General features: G+C 64.0%; 16 protein-coding genes. 4 read left to right on the forward strand and 12 right to left on the reverse strand.

Annotated features, from left to right (window positions below; translation table 11 throughout):
* Positions 1 to 164: 164 nt before the first annotated feature.
* Entirely contained in the window at positions 165 to 1,061 is an 897-nt protein-coding gene (locus O5O48_RS04610) for a pirin family protein (RefSeq protein WP_269688290.1), read from the reverse strand.
* Between the two features lie 136 nt (positions 1,062 to 1,197).
* Between O5O48_RS04610 and O5O48_RS04615 the strand changes: the two genes are divergently transcribed.
* Entirely contained in the window at positions 1,198 to 2,913 is a 1,716-nt protein-coding gene (locus O5O48_RS04615) for a sulfatase-like hydrolase/transferase (protein WP_269688291.1), read from the forward strand.
* A 12-nt stretch (positions 2,914 to 2,925) separates the two neighbouring features.
* Here the strand turns inward: O5O48_RS04615 and O5O48_RS04620 are convergent, their stop codons facing one another.
* Both O5O48_RS04620 and O5O48_RS04625 read right to left on the reverse strand, forming a co-directional pair.
* Positions 2,926 to 5,994 (reverse strand): efflux RND transporter permease subunit, encoded by a 3,069-nt coding sequence (locus tag O5O48_RS04620; protein WP_269688292.1) that lies wholly within the window; start codon positions 5,992 to 5,994, stop codon positions 2,926 to 2,928.
* Entirely contained in the window at positions 5,995 to 7,101 is a 1,107-nt protein-coding gene (locus O5O48_RS04625; RefSeq protein ID WP_269688293.1) for an efflux RND transporter periplasmic adaptor subunit, read from the reverse strand.
* A 223-nt stretch (positions 7,102 to 7,324) separates the two neighbouring features.
* Here O5O48_RS04625 and O5O48_RS04630 point away from each other — a divergent pair, with 223 nt between their 5' ends.
* Positions 7,325 to 8,374, forward strand: coding sequence for an MBL fold metallo-hydrolase (locus O5O48_RS04630; RefSeq protein WP_269688294.1), 1,050 nt, complete (start codon positions 7,325 to 7,327; stop codon positions 8,372 to 8,374).
* Positions 8,375 to 8,614: 240 nt separating this feature from the next.
* Positions 8,615 to 9,685 carry a BMP family ABC transporter substrate-binding protein gene (locus tag O5O48_RS04635; protein ID WP_147811324.1) on the forward strand — a complete coding sequence of 357 codons (1,071 nt, stop codon included), beginning with the start codon at positions 8,615 to 8,617 and terminating at the stop codon, positions 9,683 to 9,685.
* Positions 9,686 to 9,971: 286 nt separating this feature from the next.
* Here O5O48_RS04635 and O5O48_RS04640 read toward each other — a convergent pair whose 3' ends face one another.
* The gene (locus O5O48_RS04640; RefSeq protein WP_269688295.1) at positions 9,972 to 11,324 is read right to left on the reverse strand and encodes an amidohydrolase family protein; all 1,353 of its coding nucleotides are present in this window, start codon (positions 11,322 to 11,324) and stop codon (positions 9,972 to 9,974) included.
* A gap of 559 nt (positions 11,325 to 11,883) precedes the next feature.
* Here O5O48_RS04640 and O5O48_RS04645 point away from each other — a divergent pair.
* Positions 11,884 to 12,897, forward strand: coding sequence for an isopenicillin N synthase family dioxygenase (locus tag O5O48_RS04645; protein ID WP_147811326.1), 1,014 nt, complete (start codon positions 11,884 to 11,886; stop codon positions 12,895 to 12,897).
* A 72-nt stretch (positions 12,898 to 12,969) separates the two neighbouring features.
* Here the strand turns inward: O5O48_RS04645 and O5O48_RS04650 are convergent, their stop codons facing one another.
* The 8 genes from O5O48_RS04650 to xdhA all read right to left on the reverse strand — a co-directional run bounded on the left by O5O48_RS04650 (position 12,970) and on the right by xdhA (position 21,735).
* Positions 12,970 to 13,503: an REP-associated tyrosine transposase gene (locus tag O5O48_RS04650; protein ID WP_269688296.1), complete on the reverse strand. Its 534-nt coding sequence runs from the start codon at positions 13,501 to 13,503 to the stop codon at positions 12,970 to 12,972.
* Positions 13,504 to 13,653: 150 nt separating this feature from the next.
* The gene (locus O5O48_RS04655; protein ID WP_269688297.1) at positions 13,654 to 14,871 is read right to left on the reverse strand and encodes a urate hydroxylase PuuD; all 1,218 of its coding nucleotides are present in this window, start codon (positions 14,869 to 14,871) and stop codon (positions 13,654 to 13,656) included.
* Positions 14,852 to 16,213 (reverse strand): guanine deaminase, encoded by a 1,362-nt coding sequence (gene guaD, locus O5O48_RS04660; RefSeq protein WP_269688298.1) that lies wholly within the window; start codon positions 16,211 to 16,213, stop codon positions 14,852 to 14,854. The genes O5O48_RS04655 and guaD overlap by 20 nt, the downstream gene beginning before the upstream one ends.
* Position 16,214: 1 nt before the next feature.
* Positions 16,215 to 16,556, reverse strand: a complete 342-nt coding sequence (gene uraH / locus O5O48_RS04665; RefSeq protein ID WP_083728547.1) for a hydroxyisourate hydrolase — start codon at positions 16,554 to 16,556, stop codon at positions 16,215 to 16,217.
* Positions 16,553 to 17,053, reverse strand: a complete 501-nt coding sequence (gene uraD / locus O5O48_RS04670; protein ID WP_088277914.1) for a 2-oxo-4-hydroxy-4-carboxy-5-ureidoimidazoline decarboxylase — start codon at positions 17,051 to 17,053, stop codon at positions 16,553 to 16,555. Before uraD ends, uraH begins: the two co-directional genes overlap by 4 nt.
* A complete protein-coding gene (xdhC, locus tag O5O48_RS04675) occupies positions 17,050 to 17,922 on the reverse strand; it encodes a xanthine dehydrogenase accessory protein XdhC (protein WP_269688299.1) in 873 nt (290 codons plus the stop codon). The genes uraD and xdhC overlap by 4 nt, the downstream gene beginning before the upstream one ends.
* Positions 17,919 to 20,276 carry a xanthine dehydrogenase molybdopterin binding subunit gene (xdhB, locus tag O5O48_RS04680; protein ID WP_269688300.1) on the reverse strand — a complete coding sequence of 786 codons (2,358 nt, stop codon included), beginning with the start codon at positions 20,274 to 20,276 and terminating at the stop codon, positions 17,919 to 17,921. Before xdhB ends, xdhC begins: the two co-directional genes overlap by 4 nt.
* Positions 20,269 to 21,735 carry a xanthine dehydrogenase small subunit gene (xdhA, locus tag O5O48_RS04685; RefSeq protein ID WP_338212550.1) on the reverse strand — a complete coding sequence of 489 codons (1,467 nt, stop codon included), beginning with the start codon at positions 21,733 to 21,735 and terminating at the stop codon, positions 20,269 to 20,271. Before xdhA ends, xdhB begins: the two co-directional genes overlap by 8 nt.
* Positions 21,736 to 21,879: the final 144 nt, after the last annotated feature.

Below are 21,879 nucleotides of genomic sequence, written 5' to 3' on the forward strand. Positions count from 1 at the left end.
GTGCAGGGGGAAAAGGCCATGCATTTCCCCCTGCTCGCCGTGAAGGCGAAAAGGTGACGTGAAGCATCAGCGCAGCCGAGCGGGACCGAACGAAAGCCGGACGCGGAGCGTCCGTACAGGCGTTCCCACGCAGAGCGTGGGAACGATCAACGGCGCAACGTCGATCACCCACTCCGCCACGGCAACGCCGGCGCCGCCAACCGCTCCCCATCAAACCCCGCTACCTTGCCAAAACGCGCAGACGCCGCCTGCCACTCCCGCGTTGCTTCGATGATGTATTCCCGGCTGTAACCGACAAAATTCCAGAACATCAGCACCTTCTCGGCCGGTTCTCCGCCGATGAGGATGAGGCGGCTGCCGGGGCTGAGAGTCAGGTGCAGGGTGCTAGGGCTGGTGCTGGTGCCGGGGTCCAGGGCGGCGAGTTCGTTTTCGGCGAAGCGTTCTCCGTCCAGCTCCAGTTCACCTTCCATCACCAGCAGGCCGTGCTCGAATGCGGGGTCCAGGGTCAGTTCGCACTCGCCACCGCTGGGGCTGTGGATATCCATGCCGAGCAGCGGGCTGTAGACCTCGACCGGGGAGGTGTGGCCGGCGAAGTCGCCGACCAGCAGGGTGAAGTCGATGCCCTTTTGCTGCCATCTGGGCAGATCCGGGTAGTGGGTAAAGGCGGGCTCTGCGTCGGCCATGTGCGGTGGCAGGGCGATCCACAGTTGGGCGGCGTGGAGGCGGTCGGTGGCGGCGGTGGAGTCTTCGGTGTGGCTGATGCCGCGGCCGGCGGTCATCAGGTTGACTTCGCCTGGGCGAATCAGTTGCTCATTCCCGAGGCTGTCGCGGTGCAGCACGTCGCCTTCGATCATCCAGGTGAAGGTCTGCAGGCAGGTGTGCGGGTGGGCGCCCACGTGCATGCCTTCTCCGGATTCAAAGCGGGCGGGGCCGGCGTGGTCGAGGAAGCACCAGGCGCCGATCTGGCGGCGTTGGCGGGTGGGCAGGACACGATTGACCGGCAGGGTGCCGCCGATTTCGGCGGTGCGGGCCACGATTCGCTGTGGTGCAGGTGTCGGCATGGGACGGTTCCTCCGTTGCTGGGTCGCCGGGCGACATAACTCGATACACACGGCGCGGAAACTCGGGCACGCCTCCACGGTCGGTGTTTCAACGCGAATAACGATCATGCGGCCACCCGCGGCCCGAGGCAATGCCATGCAGGAACAGAGTCTGCCATCCCGCCATCTGACCCGGCGCTATCTGCCGGCCCGCTACCTCCCGCTACTTGCCACCCTGAGCTGCCTGTTGCTGCTCGCTGACGACGTTATCCAGCAGTGGTTTACCAGCATCAATCACGCCGAACTGGAGCTACGCTACGTGCTGGTGCTATGGCTGTTCAGTCTCGGCCTGTGGCTGGCTGCCAACCGCTGGCTGACTGCACTGGTGCTGACGCTGCTGGCAGGCATGCAACTGATCCAGTTGGGCAACATGGCCTACACCGGCATGCCGTTGCTGCCCTCTGACCTGAGCGGGCTGTTCGGGGAGTTCGCCGATGTGCAGCAAACCGCCGTCGCCCAGCTCGGCAATCACTGGCATGTGCTGCCCAGTGTGCTGCTGCCCTACGGCGCGCTGTTTGTGCTGCATATGAGCCTGACGCCACGGATCTCTCCGCGCGCGCGCTGGGTGGGCTGGATTCTGGTGCTGATCGTGCTGGCGGCCAAACCCTACCGGGCAACCTACCGCGACATGACACACTTCATGCCGGGGCCGACCCGCTCGTCGCTGCACAACAGCCTGAACAGCTTTGCCTTCTACGCAGTGAACCTGGCTGGCCGTGAGCAGCAGGCACTGCCACAGAGCCCGTTCCAGCCCTACCAGGTGAGCTTTGCCGCGCCCACGGCCAAACACGTCTGGATCGTGATGGCCGACTCGCTGCGCAGCGACCGGCTGGGCGTCATGGGCTACCAGCGCGATACCACGCCATTCCTGTCCCGGCTCAGGGACGACGGAGAACTGCTGGTACGCCAGGGCATTGCCGCGGGCGTCTCCACGGCGGTCAGCCTGCCGGTATTTCTGAACCTGATTCGCGAGCCGGGCCAGAATCATCTCTTGCGCGAGCAGCCGCACAACCTGTTCCGGCTGGGCCGCGAGCAGGGCTTCAATACCTTCTGGCTGTCATCCCAGGAGTCCAAGCTGCTGACCTTCGCCGGCAAGCGGTTTATCGACGTGTCGATTACCCGCGAGGACTTTCCGCTGCTGTTTTCCCAACGGCAGGACCACGCCCTGAGCGACCTGCTGCCACGCAAGCAGTGGGGCGAGCGCAACCTGGTAATGATCAATCTGCGCACTGCGCACAGCCCGTACGATCACAACTACGAGAACCACGACGAGCCGATTGCCCGCTGGCCCACAGACGGTCCGCTCAGCCGTGACGTGCGCGAGGGTAATGCCTATGACAATGCGGTGCGCTACTTCGACGATGTGGTCGCCGATATTGTCGCCCAGTTCGATCAGCTGGAAGGCGAGCGCTATCTGCTGATTACCGGCGACCACGGGCAATTGCTCGGCGAGAACGAGGTCTGGGGCCATAACCGGCTGTTGCCGCCGGTGGTAGACGTACCGGTGATGGTGCTGGCACGGGATGCACCGCAGGGGGCGCTGGACGATCTGGCCGGCCAGCGCTGGGTCAGTCACTACGAGGCCGGTCTGTGGCTGGCCCAGCGCCTGGGCGCGCGGGTGCTCAATCCCAATGCCGACCCGAACGTGCACTTCGTCAAGGGTAAGCTGCTGCTCGGCGATAACAGCATCATGCAGGTGAAAGAGTCCGGCGACGATTTGCAGTTCAGCGAACCCATGCTGCTCAGCAAGTGGCTGCAGGGCCCGGCCCAGCGCACGCTGCCCGCACCCGATCAGCCAGCGGATCCTGGCTGATCGGGTGCGGGGTCAGACCCGCCGCCCTTCGACCGGGATCTTGTAGAACAGGCTGTAGATCACCGGCAGCACCACCAGCGTGAGCACGGTGGCAAAGCCCAGACCAAACATGATCACCACGGCCATGCTCTGGAAGAAGGCGTCGGTGAGCAGCGGCGCCATGCCGAGGATGGTGGTCAGCGCGGCCATGGAGACCGGGCGTACCCGGCTGATGGCCGAGTCCACCAGGGCGCTGTAGGCCTCCTTGCCGGAGTCGATCTGCAGGCGGATTTCATCAACCAGCACGATGCCGTTCTTGACCAGCATGCCGCTCAGACTGAGGAAGCCCAGCAGCGCCATAAAGCCGAACGGGATACCGGTAAGCAAAAAGCCGAGGGTCACACCGATCACCGCCAGCGGTACGGTCAGCCAGATGATGGCGGCGCGCTTGAGCGAGTCGAACAGCAGGATGGTGATCAGGAACATCGCCAGATAGCCAAGCGGCAGGCTGCCGAACACCGCTTTCTGGGCATCTCGCGAGCTTTCGTATTCCCCGCCCCACTCCAGACTGTAGCCGCGCGGCAGCTCGATCGCCTCGACCTGCGGACGGATGCGGGCGAACAGTTCGGCGGCGGTCTGGCCGCTGATGATGCTGGGGTCGGCCTGCACGGTCAGGGTGCGCTTGCGGTCCTCGCGCAGGATCAGCGGGTCCTCCCAGTCGGTGACAAAGCCGCTGACCACCTGGGTGATCGGAATATAGGTACTGCGCGCCGAGCTCCAGACCAGCAGGTCGTTGAGGGTGCTGGCATCCAGGCGCTCGTCTGCCGGGGTACGGGCGACGATGGGCAGCATGCGGGTGCCGTCACGGTAGAGCCCGACGTTGACGCCGCTGAAGTTCATTCTCAGCAGGGTATCCAGATCACGCTTGTCGACCCCCAGTTCACGCGCCTGCGCCTCGGCAAACTGCGGCCGGACCAGCTTGGTGCGCTCGCGCCAGTCGTGCATCACGGCATCGGCGACCGGGTCGGCCTTGATGATGTCGATCGCCTGCGCACCGAGCGCGCGCAGCACCTGCGGATCGGGCCCGGTGAAGCGGGCTTCGATCTTGCTGTCGCTGCCGGGGCCGAGCATCAGTTGCTTGAGCTTGACCTTGGCGGTCGGGTGCTGCTGCTTGAAGTACTCGTCAAGCTGGGCAATCAGCGGGGCGATCTGGTCGCGCTGCTCGGTACGGACCAGCAGCTGGGCATAGTTGGCGTGAATGCGCTGGGGGAAGTAGGTGAGGATAAACCGCAGCGCGCCCTGACCGATGGTCGACGTCACCTCGGTCACGCCGTCCTGCGCCAGCACATGACGATCAATCTCGGCCACCACCTGCTCGGTGTAGCGAATGTCGCTGCCCTTGGGCAGCCAGACATCGACAAAGAACATCGGCGTATTGGACGGCGGAAAGAAGCTTTTGCGCACCTGACTGAACCCGCCGACCGCGACCACCAGCAAGGCGGCGAGCATGATCAGCGTCAGCACCCGGTGGTGCAGGGCGGCGGCGAGCAGTTTGCGGTACAGCACGAAGACGATGCCGCGGTAAGGGTCCTGCGGCTCGCTCTGTTCGCTCTGCGCGGTCTGATCGCGGAAGAACAGGCTGGCGAAGAAGGGTGTCAGGGTGATGGCGGTCACCCAGCTCAGGGTCAGCGAGATCAGCAGCACCTGGAACAGCGACAGGCAGTACTCGCCGGTGGAGTCGTCCGACAGCCCGATGGGGGCAAAGGCGATGATGGCGATGGCGGTGGCGCCGAGCAGCGGCAGGTTGGTCTGACGCACGATGTCGCCGGCGGCCTGCAGGGTGGTCTGGCCGCGCTGTCGGCCGACCAGAATGCCTTCGACAATGACGATGGCGTTGTCCACCAGCATCCCCAGCGCGATCACCAGAGCGCCGAGCGAGATGCGCTGCAGCTCGATCCCCAGCATCTGCATGAAGATAAAGGTGCCGAGCACCGTCAGCGCCAGCACCAGGCCGATCAGCAGGCCGCTGCGCAGGCCCATGAAGACCAGCAGCACCACCACGACGATGGCCACCGAGGCCAGGAAGTTCCAGACAAAGCCGCCGACCGACTGCTCCACCTCGTCCGCCTGGTTGTAGAACACGTCGACGTGCATGCCGGCCGGGCGCTCTGCGTCCAGCTCGGCCAGACGTGCGGCTACCGCGTTGCCCACATCGACCACGTTGACGTGGGCGGCGTAGGATACGCCCAGCCCCAGCGCGGCCCGACCCTGGGCTCGGTAGAGGCTGGTCGGGGTTTCGGCAAAGCCGCGGCTGACCCGCGCCACATCGCCCAGATACACACGTTTGGAGCTGCCGGGCTGGCTGATGATCAGCCGCTCCAGTTCCTCGACATCCTGAAACTCACCGGTCGGATGCAGGCGGATCGACTCGCTGCCGACCAGCATGCGGCCGGCATCCGAGACCACGTTCTGCCGGCTGAGCAGGTCGTAGAGTCGCTGCGGGGCGATGCCCAGCGCGGTCATCCGCGCACGCGAGATTTCCAGGTGCACCTGCTCCTGGGGCACGCCGGCCAGAGAGACCTTGCCGACGCCGTTGACCAGCACCAGCTCGCGGCGCAGGTAATCGGCGTAGTCGCGCAGCTCGCGGTAGTCGTAGCCGTCCCCGCTGATCATCATGAAGGTGCCGTAGACGTCGCTGAAGTCATCCTGAATCTGCGGCTCGCTGACGCCCGGCGGCAGATTCGGGCGCAGGTCGTTGATGCGCCGGCGCATCTCGTCCCAGATTTGCGGCAGCTGGTCCGGGCCGTATTGTTTCTGCACCTCGACAATAATCTGCGACAGCCCGGCGCTGCTGGTGGAGGTAATGGTGTCGATATACGGCAGCTGCTGAATGGCGTTTTCCAGCGGGTAGGTCAGCTCCTCCTCAACCTGCTGCGGGGAGGCGCCGGGGTAGGGAGTAATGACCATCGCCATCTTCAGGGTAAAGGCCGGGTCTTCCAGCCGCCCCAGATCCAGGAAGGCGATGATCCCGCCGATACCGAGCAGCAGCGCCACCAGCCAGCTGGTGACCCGGCGCTGGATAAAGTATGCGGCTATGTTCATTTACAGCCCCCGCTCACGAACCCAGGGGCGCACCACCTGACCGTCACTCAGCTCGGCGCCGCCGGCGGCGACGATTCGCTCGCCGGTCTGCAGACCGGTCAGCACCTCGATACCGTCGCGGGTCAGCTGCCCGACGGTCACGGCCCGGGCAACAACCTGCAGCGCGCCGTCCTGCTCGGCGACCACCCAGACCTGGCGATGCTCGCTGTCTTCGCTGTCCGGGCTGAATACCGCCTCTACCGGCACCACAACCGGAATCTCGGCCTGGCGGCTGATCTCGGCAAAGTTGACGATCACGGTGGCGCTCATGCCCGGCAGCAACACCAGACCATCGGGGATCGGCATGCTCAGGGTAACGTCATAGGCCAGGGTCGAGGGGTCCGGCTGGCTGGCGTACTCCTTGTAGTCGGCGTCAATCAGCGCCTCGGGGTAGTTGTCCAGCCGCACCTTGGAGCGCAGCTCGGCCGGCTGCAGGTCGCGGCGCAGGTTGCTCAAGAGGTTTTCCGGCAACTGGAACACCACGTCCATACTGTCGCCACTGTAGAGGGTCGCAATCGGCTGGTTCGGCTGCACCACCTGGAACTGCTCAACGTGGGTGCGGGCCACCACGCCGTCAAACGGGGCGGTAATGCGCGTGTAGGCCAGTTCCTGACGCGCCAGATTGAGCGCCGCCTCGGCCGAGTTGAACTGCGCCTTGCGCTGGTCGTATTCGGCCTGCGACACCATCTGCCGCTCAACCAGCTGCTCCATCCGCGTCAGCTGGCTGCGGGTCAGGTCATAGCTGGCCTGGCGATCACTGAGCTTGAGCCGGTAATCGGTATCGTCCAGCCGGGCGATCAGATCACCGCGCTGCACCTTTTGGCCCTCATGAACCTCCAGACTCTGCAACTCGCCGCCCAGCCTGAAAGACAACTGCGCCTCTTCCGGGGCCTTCAGCCGGCCCGGGAACTCGCGAATGCGCTCCGCGCCCGGCTCGGTGACGGTAAACAGCTTGACCGGGCGGGGCTTGTCCGCCTGCGGGGCGGGCGGTTCGGAACAGCCTGCGAGCGAGGCGGCAACGACAATGGCCGAGAGACCTGTGGCAATCCAGCGTGCGACGCAATCCATAGGTAACCTGTGACGTAGATGGTAAAAAGAAGGAAAAATAGCTGACGGCATTATAGGGCTACAAAACGCTACATGGCGGTTAATCCTGACCATTCCCGGCCATTTTGTCGGCTTTTTCTGCCATGCGACCCAGTGCCGCAACATTCGGGCTTGCACTCTGGCAACCTTCAATCTATTTTTTTATATATTGTTTTGACCTTAATCGTACTGCCGTGAGGTGACCATGCTGTTTCGCCAACTGTTCGACGCTGCTTCCTCTACCTACACCTACCTGCTGGGCGACCCGGCCAGCGGCGAAGCCCTGCTGATTGATCCGGTGTTCGAGCAGACCACCCGCGACCTGTCACTGCTGCAGGAGCTGGGCCTGACCCTGAAGCTGGTGGTCGACACCCACGCTCACGCCGACCACGTCACCGCCGCCTGGCTGCTGAAGCAGAAAACCGGCTGCCAGATTGCATCAGCCGCGGTCATCAACGCCGAGTATGTCGACCTGCCGCTGCACCACGGCCAGCGCTTCGGCGTTAAAGGCGTCGAGCTGGAAGCCCGTGCCACCCCCGGCCACACCGACGGTTGCATGAGCTACGTGCTCGCCGATCAGTCGATGGTGTTTACCGGCGATGCACTGCTGATTCGTGGCTGCGGACGCAGTGATTTCCAGCAGGGCAACCCGCACACCCTCTACCACTCGATCACCGAGCAGCTGTTCAGCCTGCCCGACAGCTGTCAGGTGTATCCGGCCCACGATTACAACGGCCGGACCCAGAGCAGCATCGGCGAAGAGCGCGCCTTCAACGCCCGGGTCGGCGGCCAGGCCAACGAAAGCGACTTTGTCGGTTACATGGACGCCCTGCGCCTGCCCCACCCCAAACGCATCGACGAGGCAGTCCCGGCCAACCTGCGCAGCGGCAAGCCGCCGGAAGACCAGCTGCCGCTGCAGCACGACTGGTGCGACGACCTGCGCATCACCTACGCCGGCGTGCCGGAGGTGGGGCTGGAGTGGCTGATGGCACACCGCAATGGCGTGACCCTGCTCGACGTGCGCGAGCCCGCCGAGTGGGAGCAGGAGCCTCTGCCGGCCTACCTTGGCGACACCCTGCAGATTCCGGTCGGCAGCCTGCACGAGCGCATTGCCGACATACCGGATGTGTTGCCGGTGGTCGCCCTTTGCCGCTCGGGCAGACGCTCTGCGCTGGCCACCAACATCCTGCGCGAAAAGGGCAGACCGCAGGTTGCCAGCCTGCGCGGCGGCTGGCTGGCCCTGCCGCAGGGCTGACCGACTCGGTGCGCCAGCCCGGATAATGCTTCAGATTGGTGCATTATCCGGGTTGGCGTGCTGCCATTTCCTGCCATGCCTGCGCGCGAAGAACGTCGTACTGGCGGCGAGCCCGGCGGACGGCTAAAATTTTTCGTCATTTCCTGAACAAATGGCCAGTTTTTTGCTGCAGGGAAAGATCGGCCCCGCTCCAACGGACGCGGAACGGTCGCCAACAACTAGATCCCAGGAGAAGCATTCATGAGTTTCAAACGCACACTCGCTCTGGCAGCAGCACTCGTCATGCCGCTGCAGGTCATGGCAGCAGATGACCCGCTGAAAGTCGGTTTTGTTTATGTTGGTCCCATCGGTGACCACGGCTGGAGCTACCAGCACGACCAGGGCCGCAAGGAGCTGGAAGCCCATTTCGGTGACAAGGTGCAAACCACCTACGTTGAAAACGTCAACGAAGGCGCCGACGCCGAGCGCACCATCCGTCGTCTGGCCCAGGCCGGCAACGACGTGATCTTCACCACATCGTTCGGTTTCATGAATCCGACTGCCCGCGTCGCCGCCGACTACCCGGAAAAGACCTTCCTGCACGCGACCGGCTACAAGCGCGCTGACAACCTGAGCACCTACCTGTCCGTAACCTACGAAGGCCGTTACGTCACCGGCACCGCTGCCGGCATGGTCACCAAGAGCAACGTGCTGGGCTACATTGCTTCCTTCCCGATTCCGGAAGTTATCCGCGACATCAACGCCACCTACATGGGCGCCAAGGCGGTCAACCCGGATGTTGAGCTGAAAGTCGTGTGGGTCAACACCTGGTTCGATCCGGCCAAGGAAGCTGACGCTGCCAACACCCTGATGGACCAGGGCGCCGACGTTATCGTTCAGCACACCGACAGCCCGGCACCGCTGCTGGCAGCCCAGAAGCGTGGCGTATGGGGCGTTGGTCAGGCTTCCGACATGAGCCACTTCGCACCTGAAGCGCACCTGCTGTCCGTGGTCAACGACTGGGGTCCGTACTACATCAAGAGCGTTCAGGACGTTATGGACGGCACCTGGGAATCGTCTGACTACTGGGGCGGCATCCACGATGGCGTGATCAAGATCGAGTCCATCAGCGACAAGCTGACCGAAGAGCAACGCGCCAAGGTCGACAGCGTTATCGAGTCGATCCGCAGCGGCGAATTCCACCCCTTCACCGGCCCGATCAACGACCAGAGCGGCACCCTGCGCGTGGCCGACGGCGTGGAAATGACCCACGAAGAACTGGCCGGCATGGACTGGTACGTCGAAGGCATGACCGCCTCCATTCCGAAGTAAGCGCATGCACCACACCGGCAGCGTGCCCATCAAACGTCGCCGGTGAACCGCAGGCAACGAAAAACCCGAGCAATGCTCGGGTTTTTTATGGCATCCGCAGGGAATCAGCACAACGCACACCCGTAGGGGCCCAGCACGCCGTGCCCGCGGTCAAGATTGCACGCGACAACCTGGACCCACGGGATACCCCGCAAGCCGCTCGGGCACAGCATGCTGTGCCCCTACGCAGGGAATGGTGCACGGCGCGCGTTCGCAGGGGCAAGGCATGCCGTGCCCGATCAGACGGTCAGCTACGAATCAGCTGCGCCACCGATTCCTGCACCCGCGCGGTCAGCTCGGCCTCATCCAGCCCGCAGATATTGCCGTTATCGACCGCCGGGCGGCCCTGGATAAAGCTGTATTTGACGCTGGCCGGTTCGCCGCACATCAGCGGCGCGGTGAGCGGGCTGTGGACGCCGGCAAAGCGCGGCTGGTTGATATCGAACAGGACCAGATCGGCAGCCATGCCGACTTTGATCTCGCCGACCTCATCAAGCCCCAGCAACTTGGCGCCGTTGCGGCTGCCCCAGGTCAGCACCTGTTCCAGCGTGGTGGCGTCCGGGCCATGCACGGCGCGGTGAATCAACCAGGCGAGGTTCAGTTCCTGAAGCATGGAACCGGACTCGGCCGAGGCCGAGCCGTCCACACCCAGGGTGATCGACATGCCGGCCTGTTCCATCTTGATCGCCGGGGCGATGCCGCTGCCCAGACGGCAGTTGGAGGTGGGGCAGTGGGCTATGCCGGTGCCGGTGCTGGCGAGGCGGTCGATGATGTAGTCGTCGCAATGCACCAGATGGGCAAACCAGACGTCATCGCCCAGCCAGCCGCAATCACCGGCGTAGTCCACGGCGCGTTTGCCGTACTTTTTCAGCGAGGCGACTTCGTCAAAGTCTACTTCCAGCAGGTGCGAGTGCATGCCCAGTTTGAACTCGCGGGCGTAGGCCGCCTGTTCGCGCAGGCCATCCGGGTCGCTGGAGTGAATCAGGCTGGTCGGTGCCACCACCAGCTTGCGCATGGCATCGCCACCGTCCTGATGATAGCGCGTACGACTGGCATCCAGCCGCTCGATGATCTGGCCAATGGTTTCCGGCGCGATGCCGTGCTCAATCATGCCGTGGTGGCTGCCAACCGAGGTGGCGCTGCCGCGGCACAGTACCAGCCGCATGCCCAGCTCGTCGGCGGCGCGCCAGACGGCGTCTTCCAGCTCGGGGCTGGTGGTCGCGTGATACAGGTAGTGGTGATCGGCGCAGGTGGTGCCGCCAGAGCGCAGCAGTTCATACAAGCCCAGACGCGCAGCGTGGTACATCAACTCCGGGGTGACCTTGGGCCAGTAGCGGTAGGGTACCGAACCCAGCCAGTCGTTGAGGTTCTGGTTCAGGCCACCGGGCACGCCCTTCATGATCGACTGGGCAAGGTGATGGTGAGTGTTGACTAAACCGGGCCAGACCACGCAACCGCGCGCGTCGATCAGGGTTTCACCCGCTGCCGGCGCAAGATCCCGTCCCAGCTCGGTAATCTTGCCGTCGCTGATGCGGATATCGGTGGCGTCGGCCACGCTGGGGGAGAAAACGGCTTGTGCATTCTTGATCAGGTACGCCATGCAGGTACTGCTCCTCTGTTGCTGCCAAAGAGCAATGTCCCGGAGCTGGGGAAGCACGGATCAATGCCTCACGCCCCTGACCGCTTCTACTCTGTTGCGTTGTGTTGATATCACCGCAGCATGCGGTGCCAAGGCGATGAGTGCAATTTTTTGACCAACCTGCCTGCGGCGCTACAGCTCCCATTCCATCAGGCATCCAGCGCCAGAAGCCCATGCAGCGCGACCAAATCCGGTGCAGATGGTCAGCTTTTGCGCAATCAAGGTGCAGCCTGCACGGCAGCCGCAAGCGGAACGGCGTACGCCGAGCCACAGCAGCCGGGGCGTTGCCCGGATTTGCCCATCTTGGCGCAAAATCTGCTTGAGTATTCGTGCCGCAGGATTATCCTCGGCAACATGAGTAGAAGCTGTCAGGGGGAAACACCCCAGGTCATTGCTCAGTTAGCGGACAATGCGCATCGCGCGGTGGACGCCGGACTGACTGACCACAGCCTCTTTCCGACTCCCCGCCTGCGTCATTCTCCGCACCATTCGCCCCAATGGAACTACTCGGAGATTCAACATGACAACCGCAACAACCCCTGAATACGGCCTGAAAGAACTGCAGCTGGAAACCACTTTCGGCGGCATGGGCAAGGAAACCGTCCGCGAGATTCCGCTGATCGACCTGACCGACTTCGAGAACCGCCGCAGCGAGATAACCGAGCAACTGTGGAGCGCCGCCACCGAAGTCGGCTTCTTCCAGCTGGTTAATCATGGTCTGGATATCAAGCTGGTGCAGAGCGCCTTTGCGCTGTCCGAAGCCTTCTTCGCCCTGCCGAACGATCAGAAAGCCCGCTTCCCGCTGAAGAAGGGTCTGAACGCCGGCTGGGAGTTCATGTCGCAGGTACGCCCCTCGACCCGCACCGCCGACCAGAAGGAATCCTTCCAGATCACCCTGCCGCACATGGATGATCTGTGGCCGAACCAGATCGTGGTACCGGAGTTTCACCGCATCATGCTGGACTTCGAATACCGCGCCTGGCGCCTGGGCATGGACGTGCTGTCCTGTTTCGCCGAGCGCCTGGGTTTTGCCCGCGACTTCTTCACCAAGGCCCATGACCGCAGCCTGCCGGACTACCAGAGCACCCTGCGGCTGCTGCACTATCTGCCGCTACCGGAAGACGATCTGGACGAAAGCCTGTGGCGCGCCGGAGCACACACCGACTTCGACTGCCTGACCATGGTGTTCCAGAAGGAAGGCCAGGGCGGTCTGCAGGTCAGCCCGGGCAAGGACGCCGAAGGCGCCGGCGACAACCGCGAGTGGAGCAGCGTGATCCCGCGTGACGACATCATCACCTGCAACATCGGTGACATGCTGATGCGCTGGAGCGACGACCAGCTCAAGTCCACCCTGCACCGCGTGCGCATGCCCAAGCCGGGCGAATACCGTGGCCCGCGTTACAGCATGGCGTTCTTCTGTCAGGCCAACAAGAACGTGATGATCGAAAGCCCGGCCGGCAAATACCCGCCGATCTCGGCAGCGGATTACCTGCTGCAGCGCATTCAGGCAAACTTTGCCGAAGCGAAGAAGTAACGCCGCAAGACTCGATATCTGATCGTTCCCACGCTCTGCGTGGGAACACCCGTCCGGACGCTCTGCGTCCGCTCACCGCCAACGGTCAATCTCGATCAGTCCATCCTGTCCTGTGTAGGTTCGAGCACTGGAATAGCGCCAGTGCTCGGGCACATCAACGTAGCCACGCTTGACCGGATTCAGGTGAATGTACTCAAGTTTTTGCAGCATCACCGCCTCGCTACATACCAGCTCCGCGTGACTGCCTTCTTGCCAGATCTGGTGGTCTCTGTCCCGTTTGTGTGCTCGCTTGCCAACGCGAAACTGCCTCAAGGTGGCCTCGGCCCCCCGCTGGGTCAGGTAGTCGAGTATCTGCCGTGCGGTGTAGGACTTGAAAGTCTGGACGCACTTGGCCAGATCGGGTGCCTGTGCCACATAGTGCAGATGGTTCTCCATGATGACGTAGCCAAACAGCTTCAAGCCCTGGTTTGCCTGCTGGTAGCGCCAACTGGCGAACAGAATGTCCACCAGCGCTGGCCGGGTGAACAGAGGAAGCCAGTCCGTCACCGTGCAGGTCAGGAAGTGAGCCTTGTCGGGCTCGGTAATGACGTAGCGGCTGCGGCCCATGACGGTCTTCCTTGATCGTGCGTCAGTGGTTTCCATGCAGTTTAGGCGGACAGCGAGATGGACGCGGAGCGTCCAGGCAGGCATTCCCACGCAGAGCGTGGGAACGATCACAGATCACAAAAGACGGGCGCGCCGGAACGCGCTCTCGGCTCAGGGATTTTCCCGCAGCCACTTGCCGAGCAGGTCACGCTCCTCGGGGGTAATGCCGGTCATGTTGCCGAGCGGCATGTACTCGGTGGCAACCGCGGCCTGATAGACCTTGTCGCGGTGCTGCTGGAGGTGCTCGAGACTGTCCAGCACGATGCCGGCCGGCGGGGCCTGGAAGGCCGGGCTGGTGGGCTTGACCGCGTGACAGGCCTGGCAGTGGGTGGCCAGCAGCTGGCTGATGTCGGCGTCGGCAACCCGGGTCACTGCAGCCCCTTCTTCTGCCGCGTGGCTGTCGATTCTCGCCGGTGCGCTCGGCGCCATAGCCCAGATCAGGGCAACGGTGGCCAGCGCGCTGACAACCAGAATAGACGGTTTGAACTGGCCCTGATTGCGCAGGTTGAAGAAGTGCCGCGCGTAGGCCGTGATCGCACCGATCGCCGCCAGCACCGCCCAACCGTAAGCGTTGGCGTAGAACATCGGGTAGTGGTTGCTGATCATGATGAACAGCACCGGCAGGGTCAGGTAGTTGTTGTGGCGCGAGCGCAGCATGGCGCGCTGAGCCAACATCACCACCTCTGCACCCGGTTTCTCGCCACGGGCCACCGCATTCACCAGCGCGCGCTGGGCCGGCACGATACCGAGGAAGACGTTGCCGACCATGATGGTGCCGATCACCGCACCAACGTGAATGTACGCTCCGCGACCGGCAAACACCTGATACAAACCGAAGGCAACCGCCACCAGAATCAGATACAGCACCACGCCAAAGGCCATGCCGTTGCGCGCCAGCGGGCTGCGAATCAGCGCCTCATACAACGCGACGACCGCCACCAGCGTGCCCACTCCGATGGCAACAGCGCCGGCACCGCTGAGCGCCAGCTTGCTCGGATCGATCAGGTAGCCGGGGTTGCCCATGTAATACACCACGGCCAGCAGCGCCAGGCCGCTGAGCAGGGTGCTGTAGGCCTCCCACTTGAACCAGTGCAGGTCAGACGGCATCTGCTCCGGCCCAACCTCGTATTTGGCCACCTCGTAGAAGCCGCCACCGTGGATGGCCCACAAGTCGCCCTTGATGCCCTTTTGCTTCTTCCACGCCGGGGGCTCGCGCAGGTTGTTGTCGAGCCAGACGAAGTAGAACGAGGCGCCGATCCAGGCGACCCCGGCAATCACGTGGAACCAGCGGATGATCAGGCTGAGCCATTCAGACAGATAGACCAGCATGGGCTGCTCCTTGTGCGGCGTCGCGATCGTAGCGGCACTGGCCGGCGATGTAGGTGCGACGAATGCTGCGGTCGTCGCCGAGGATCATCAGGTCGAACAGGATGCCCGACAGATCGCGCTCGGCGCTGTGCTTGAGTTGCTGAATCGGGCTGGCGGCACGGTCGATGATCAGAAAGTCCGCCATCTTGCCGGGTGCCAGGTTGCCGGTCTCGGCCTCCTGATGCAGCACCCTGGCGTTGCCGAGGGTCGCCATGTAGAACGCCTGGAACGGGTTGAGGCTCTGGCCGCGCAGCTGGCAGACCTTGTAGGCCTCGGCCATGGTGACCAGCATCGACAGGCTGGTGCCGCCGCCAACATCCGACGCCAGACCCACCTCGACATTCGCCGCGCGGGCGCTGGCCAGATCGAACAGGCCGCTGCCGAGGAAGGTGTTGGAGGTCGGGCAGAAGGCGATGCGGGTGCCGGTTTCGGCCAGCCGGGCACGGTCGGTATCGTCGATATGAATGCCGTGCGCCAGCACGCTGCGTGGGCCGAGCAGACCAAAGTGATCGTAAACATCCAGATAGCTGGCGCGGTCCGGGAACAGCTCGGCAATCCAGGCGATCTCGGCCTTGTTCTCGGCCCAGTGGGTCTGCATCAAGAGGCCCTCGGCCTCGGTCATCAGCTTGCCGGCGTAGGTCAGCTGCTCATGGGTCGAGGTCGCAGCAAAGCGCGGGGTCACGGCGTAACGCTGACGACCGGTGCCGTGCCAGCGGGCGATCAGCTCGCGGCTCTCCTCATAGCTGGCCTCGGCGGTGTCGCGTACGCCGTCCGGGGCGTTGCAGTCCATCATCACCCGGCCGGTGGTGATCGCCATGTTGTACTCGTGCGCGGCGCTGAACAGCGCCTCGCTGGCGACCTTGTGCGAGGTGCTGAACACCAGCGCCGAGGTGGTGCCGTGCGCCAGCAGCAGGTCGAGGAAGACCTTGGACTGTTTGGCCGACCAGTCGGCGTCGGCGAAGCGCGATTCGGTCGGGAAGGTATAGGTTTCCAGCCACTCCAGCAGCTGGGTGCCGTAACTGGCCATGACCGCCAGCTGCGGCATGTGTACGTGGGTATCGATCATGCCGGGCAGGATTAGCCCCTCCGGCGAATGCTCGACCGCGGTACCCGCCGGCAGGGTCGGCAACAGCTCGGCGGCGTCACCCACCGCCTGCACCCGGCCATCGGCAACCACCAGCAGGCCGTCGCTGAAGTAGCTGTAACTGGCCGGATCGGGCGCACCGAGGCCCGGTTCGGACAAAAAGTGCAGCAGTGGGCCGCGGAAGGCCGACACGCCAACGGCATCAGAGTTGGTCGTCATCCTAGCTCCCCCGGTAGGTCGAATAGCCCCACTGGTTGAGCAGCAGCGGCACGTGGTAATGGGCCTGCACATCGTCCAGGCGGAAGGCGATGGTGACCTGCGGGTAAAAACAGCGCAGGCCCTGGGCCGCGTAATAGCCGTCGGTGTCGAAGGTCAGGCGGTAGACACCGGCGACCGCTTCGCTGCCGAAGCCGTTCAGCACGCGACCATCGGCGTCGGTCTCGGCACTGGCCAAGGTGACCCAGCTGTCGCCCTGTTGCTGCTCAAGGGTGATACGCACGCCGGCGGCGGGCTTGCCGCTGCCGAGGTCGAGAATATGGGTGGTAATCGGGCTCTTGCTCATAGCAGCTTGTCCAGACGAATGTGGGTGATCTTGGCCTGCTCTTCGGCGGCGATGCGCAGTTCCTGCTCGCGGCTGTTGGGCAGGCGTTGCTCCAGCAGCTCAAGCATCTGTTCGGCGCTCTTGCCGGTGGCGCAGACGATGAAGATAAAGCCGAATTTGTGCAGATAGGCGTCGTTGCCATCCTTCAGGCGCTGCAGTACCGCATCGGGCGCAACGCGCGCACCGGCCTGCTCGCCGCTGGCCAGCGCTTCGGTGCTGGCGTACTTGGCCTTCAGGCTCTTGATGTCACCGATCTTCGGGTGTGCTTCAAAGGCGACCAGCCAGTCGGCCTCGTGCAGATTGGGCCAGAGCGCTCGGGCCGTGCCATGCAGCGCTTCGGCACTGTGGTAGGGGCGGGCGGCAACCATAGGGCGCGCCCAGGCGTCGGCGGCGCAGCAGTCACGAAAGACCGCCAGCGCCTCATCTTCAGGCAGGGTGTTCAGCTGTTCCAGGGTCATTTTGTCTCCACCGGCTGTTGCGGTGTTTCAGGCTCGTGTTTCATCAAATCTCGCAATTGCGGCCAGCTGACCCCGCGGCGCGGGCCACGGCTCTGGCTGGCGGTGCCGAACGACAGCAGCTCGGCGCTGATCGATACGGCCACTTCCATCGGTCGCTTGCCGGGTACGTCGCTGCGGCCGACCGGGCAGCGAATTCGGGCGATCTGCTCGTCGCTGTAGCCGCGATGGGCCAGCCGCTGACGGAAGCGGTCGGCCTTGGTCTGCGAGCCGATCAGGCCGATCGAGGCAGCATCGCCGGCGTCCAGCAGGGCGCGGCACAGGTCGTAGTCGAGCTGGTGATTGTGGGTCAGGATCAGCACATGGCGGCCACGGCACAGCACCGGGGCATCGCCGACCGGATCGTCGCTGTGCAGCGCCCTGATATTCGGCGCCAGGTCAGCCGGGAACACCTCGGCGCGGGAATCCACCAGCGTCACCTGCCAGGGCAGCTGGCCCATGATCGCCATCAGCGCCTGCGCCACGTGGCCGGCGCCAAACACCACCAGTTGCGCATCACTGCCGGGCTGGCCTTCGAGCAGCACCGAGACGCTGCCGCCGCAGCACTGGCCCAGCGAAGCGCCCAGCGGGAAGTGCTCCAGCACCGTCTCGAAACGGCTGGCGGCCAGCTGCTCGCGGGCCCGGGCGGTCACCAGATACTCCAGATGACCGCCACCGATGGTGTCCCAGGTGTGTTCGCCGGTAATCACCATCTTGCTCGACGGCTCACGCGGCACCGAGCCAGTGACGCCAACCACGGTCACCAGCACATAGGGCTCGCCGCGCTGCTCGCAGTCGGCGACCGCCTCGAACCAGCGCAGGTTTCTGTTCATGACACGGCCTCCTGCTGCGCGGCCTGCCAGGCCTTCGCGGCGCTGACGGCATTGAGCATGCGCTCGGGCGTGGCCGGGGTATCCAGCGGCGGACAGTAGCAGCCCTCGTTGATGCTGGCGACCGCATCGCGCAGCGCGCTCCAGACCGCAATGCCGAGCATCAGCGGCGGCTCGCCGACCGCCTTGGAGCGGAACACGGTGGCTTCCTTGTTCGGGCTGTTGGCCAGCAGCTTGACGCGCAGATCCGGCGGCGTATCGGAAATTGCCGGGATCTTGTAGGTCGCGGGTCCGGTGGTCAGCAGCCGGCCGTTATCGCTGTAGACCAGCTCCTCGGTGGTCAGCCAGCCCATGCCCTGAACGAAGCCGCCCTCGATCTGGCCGATATCAATGTCCGGGTTCAGCGACTGGCCGGCATCGTGCAGGATGTCGGTACGCAGCACGCGGTATTCGCCGGTCAGGGTATCGAGTACCACCTCGGAGCAGGCCGCACCGTTGGCGTAATACAGGAACGGATGGCCCTGACCCTTGGCGTGGTCGTAGTAGATATTCGGAGTCGCATAGAAGCCGGAGGACGACAGCGACACCCGATTCAGATAGGCCTTCTGGATGAAGTCGCCCCAGTCCATCCGGGCGTCACCGGCGACCACCTGGTTGTTCTCGAAGCGCACCTGCGCTTCTTCGCAGCCGAACAGCTCGGCGCCAAAGGTAACCAGCCGCGCCTTGATCTTCTCGCAGGCGTCCAGCGCGGCCATGCCGTTCAGATCCGAGCCGGAGGAGGCGGCGGTCGGCGAGGCATTGGGCACCTTGTCGGTGCGGGTCGCAGTCACCTTGACCTTATCGACATCGATCTGGAACGCCGCAGCAACCACCTGCGCGATCTTGATGTACAGGCCCTGACCCATCTCGGTGCCGCCGTGGTTCACCTGCAAGCTGCCGTCGGTATAGATCAGCACCAGCGCGCCCGCCTGATTGAGGTGCTTGGCGGTGAACGAGATGCCGAACTTGACCGGGGTCAGCGCCAGCCCACGCTTGAGCACCGGGCTCTGGCGGTTGAAGGCGGTAATCTCGGCGCGGCGGGCCTGATAGTCGGCGCTGGTTTCCAGCTGACTGATCAATTCCGGCAGTACGTGATGGGTGATGGTCTGGCCGTAATGGGTGGTATCGCGGCCTGCGCGGTAGAGATTGCGCTTACGCACCTCCAGCGGGTCCAGACGCAGATGGCGGGCAATGTCATCCACCGCCTGTTCGATCACCATCATGCCCTGCGGGCCGCCAAAGCCGCGGAAGGCGGTGTTGGAGACCGTGTGGGTCTTGCAGCAGTGGCCGGTGACCCGCGCCTGATCCAGGTAGTAGGCGTTGTCGGAGTGGAACATCGCCCGCTCGACAATGGCGTTGGACAGGTCCGGCGAGAAGCCGCAGCGGCCGGCCACCATGATCTCGGCGCCCTGAATTACGCCCTGCTCGTCAAAGCCGATGTCGTAGGTGTTGTAAAAGTCGTGGCGCTTGCCGGTCTGCACCATGTCATCCGGGCGCGAAAGACGGTACTTCACCGGGCGCTTGGTGGCATTGGCCAACAAGGCGGCGACGCAGGCCACCGGCGCGGCCTGGGTTTCCTTGCCGCCAAAGCCGCCACCCATGCGCCGCACCGAGGCGGTCACCGCGTGCAGCGGGATGCCCAGCACCTCGGCGACCAGCTTCTGCACTTCGGCCGGGTGCTGGCTGGAGGTGTGCACAAACATGCCGCCGTCTTCCTGTGGCAGCGCCAAGCAGGCCTGGCCTTCCAGGTAAAAGTGTTCCTGCCCGCCGACGTTGATCTCACCCTGCAGGCGGTGCGGTGCAGCCGCCAGCGCAGCATCCGGATCACCGCGCTGCTGGGTGTGACTCGGGCGGACGAAGAACTGTTTGGCCAGTGCCTCGCGGGTATCAAAGATGGCCGGCAGATCCTCGTATTCGACCTCGGCCAGCTTCGCTGCCTTGCGCGCGGCGGTGTGACTGGTCGCAGCGACGGCAAAGATCGGCTGGCCGATATGCTCGACCACCTCACCCGCCAGCACCGGATCACCCGGGAACACCGGGCCGATGTCGGTGTGACCGGGTACGTCGGCCATGGTGAATACGGCAACCACGCCGGGGTAGGCACGCACGGCTTCCAGATTGAGTCTGGTGATACGCGCATGCGGCCGGGCGCTGTGACCCACCGCTGCGTGCAGCAGGCCTTCGGGCTCGAGCAGGTCGTCGATATAACGGGCGGTGCCGGTTACATGCAGCCAGGCGCTTTCGTGCAGGGTGCTCTGACCGGCAACACCGAGCGGCTGGCCACTCGGACGGGGTACATCACGGGGCAGTTTACGCATAGTCGGTCACCATCAGCTGGGCCTTGCCGGCATCGCCGGCGCGGAATTCATACAGGGCGCGCAGCAGCAGGTTGCCGGCTACCGTGGTGCGGTAGCTGGCCGAGGCGCGCACATCGGACAGCGGCGTGAAGTCGGTTGCCAGCGCCGCCTGCGCAGCGGCCACCGCCGTTTCATCGAACCGGGCACCACGCAACGCCGCCTCGGCGCCCGCTGCACGCTTGGGAATGCCGGCCATGCCACCGAAGGCCAGCCGGCAGTCACCGACGGTATCGCCGTCGAACTGCAGCCAGAAGGCGCCCAGCACCGCAGAAATATCGTCATCCAGCCGCTTGGAAATCTTGTAGATGAACAGTTTTTCGTTGGCCTGTGGACGCGGCACCCGCACCGCGCGGATGAACTCGCCCGGCGCCAGCACGGTTTTCTTGTAGTCCACGAAGAAGTCTTGCAGCGCAATCCAGCGCTCGCCATTTTCACTGTCGAGCTGAATGTCGGCACCCAGGGCAATCAGCGGTGGCGGCATGTCACCGATGGGCGAAGCGTTACCGATATTCCCGCCGAGGGTGCCACGGTTACGGATCTGCAGCGAACCGAGGCGTTCGAGCATCGGCGCAAAGGCCGGCCAGTCGGCACTGAGAGTCGCTCCGAACTCGCTGTAGGTCGCAGCCGACCCGATGGTCAGATTTTGCTCGTCACATTCCACGGCATGCAGTTCGGTGATCTGCTCGACCGAGACCAGTTGCGGCAGCACCTTCAACTGCTGGGTGATTTCCAGCGCCAGATCGGTGCTGCCGGCGACTAGACGGGCATCCGGATTGGCCGCCAGCAGGCTGCGCAGTTCACTCAGCTCGACCGGCGCGTCGAAGCGCTTGCCCTCGTCGTCCTGCAGGCTGGCCGCAGTGGAACGGGTCGCGGCGAACTGCCCGGCCGGCGCCGGCTCGAACAGCGCAGCACCATCCCAGTGCTGCACCGCATCCACCAGGGTGCGCCGGCCGGCCTCGATAATCGGCCGATAACCGGTGCAGCGACAAAGGTTGCCGGCCAGTGCTTCCATCAACTGATGCTCGCTGGCGCTGCCGTTCTTGCCGGCTACCTGCTGGTGCAGGCCAACCATCGACATGATGAAGCCCGGCGTACAGAACCCGCATTGCGAGCCGCTGCATTCGACCATCGCGGTCTGCACCGGATGGGCGTTATCAGCCTGCAGGGCGTCAACGCTGATCAGATGTTTACCGTGCAGCGAACCGACCAGGCTGATGCAGCTGTTGATTGCCGTATAATGCAGCCCGCCGTCGGCCGAGGGGCTGCCGATCAGTACGGTGCAAGCCCCGCAGTCGCCGGATGCGCATCCTTCCTTGGTGCCGCTAAGCCGCTTTTTGGTGCGCAGCCAGTCAAGAATGCTCATGTTTGGGTCAGCTCGGTCAAGTTTTTCCGGCTGACCATTCAGGTAGAACTCAATCACGTTCGTCTCCGCTCTATCCGCAGTTTGGCCCGTTTCAGGCGGTGTTCAGGCTCAGCGCCGCACAACGGCGCACACAGGCTCTGAGCGTAGATTTGCAAAAACTTGACCAACTAGTCCGAAAAATATGTTTTTTATACTTTTTCC

Source organism: Halopseudomonas sp. MFKK-1 (genome assembly GCF_027474385.1).
Taxonomy (GTDB): Bacteria; Pseudomonadota; Gammaproteobacteria; order Pseudomonadales; family Pseudomonadaceae; genus Halopseudomonas; species Halopseudomonas aestusnigri.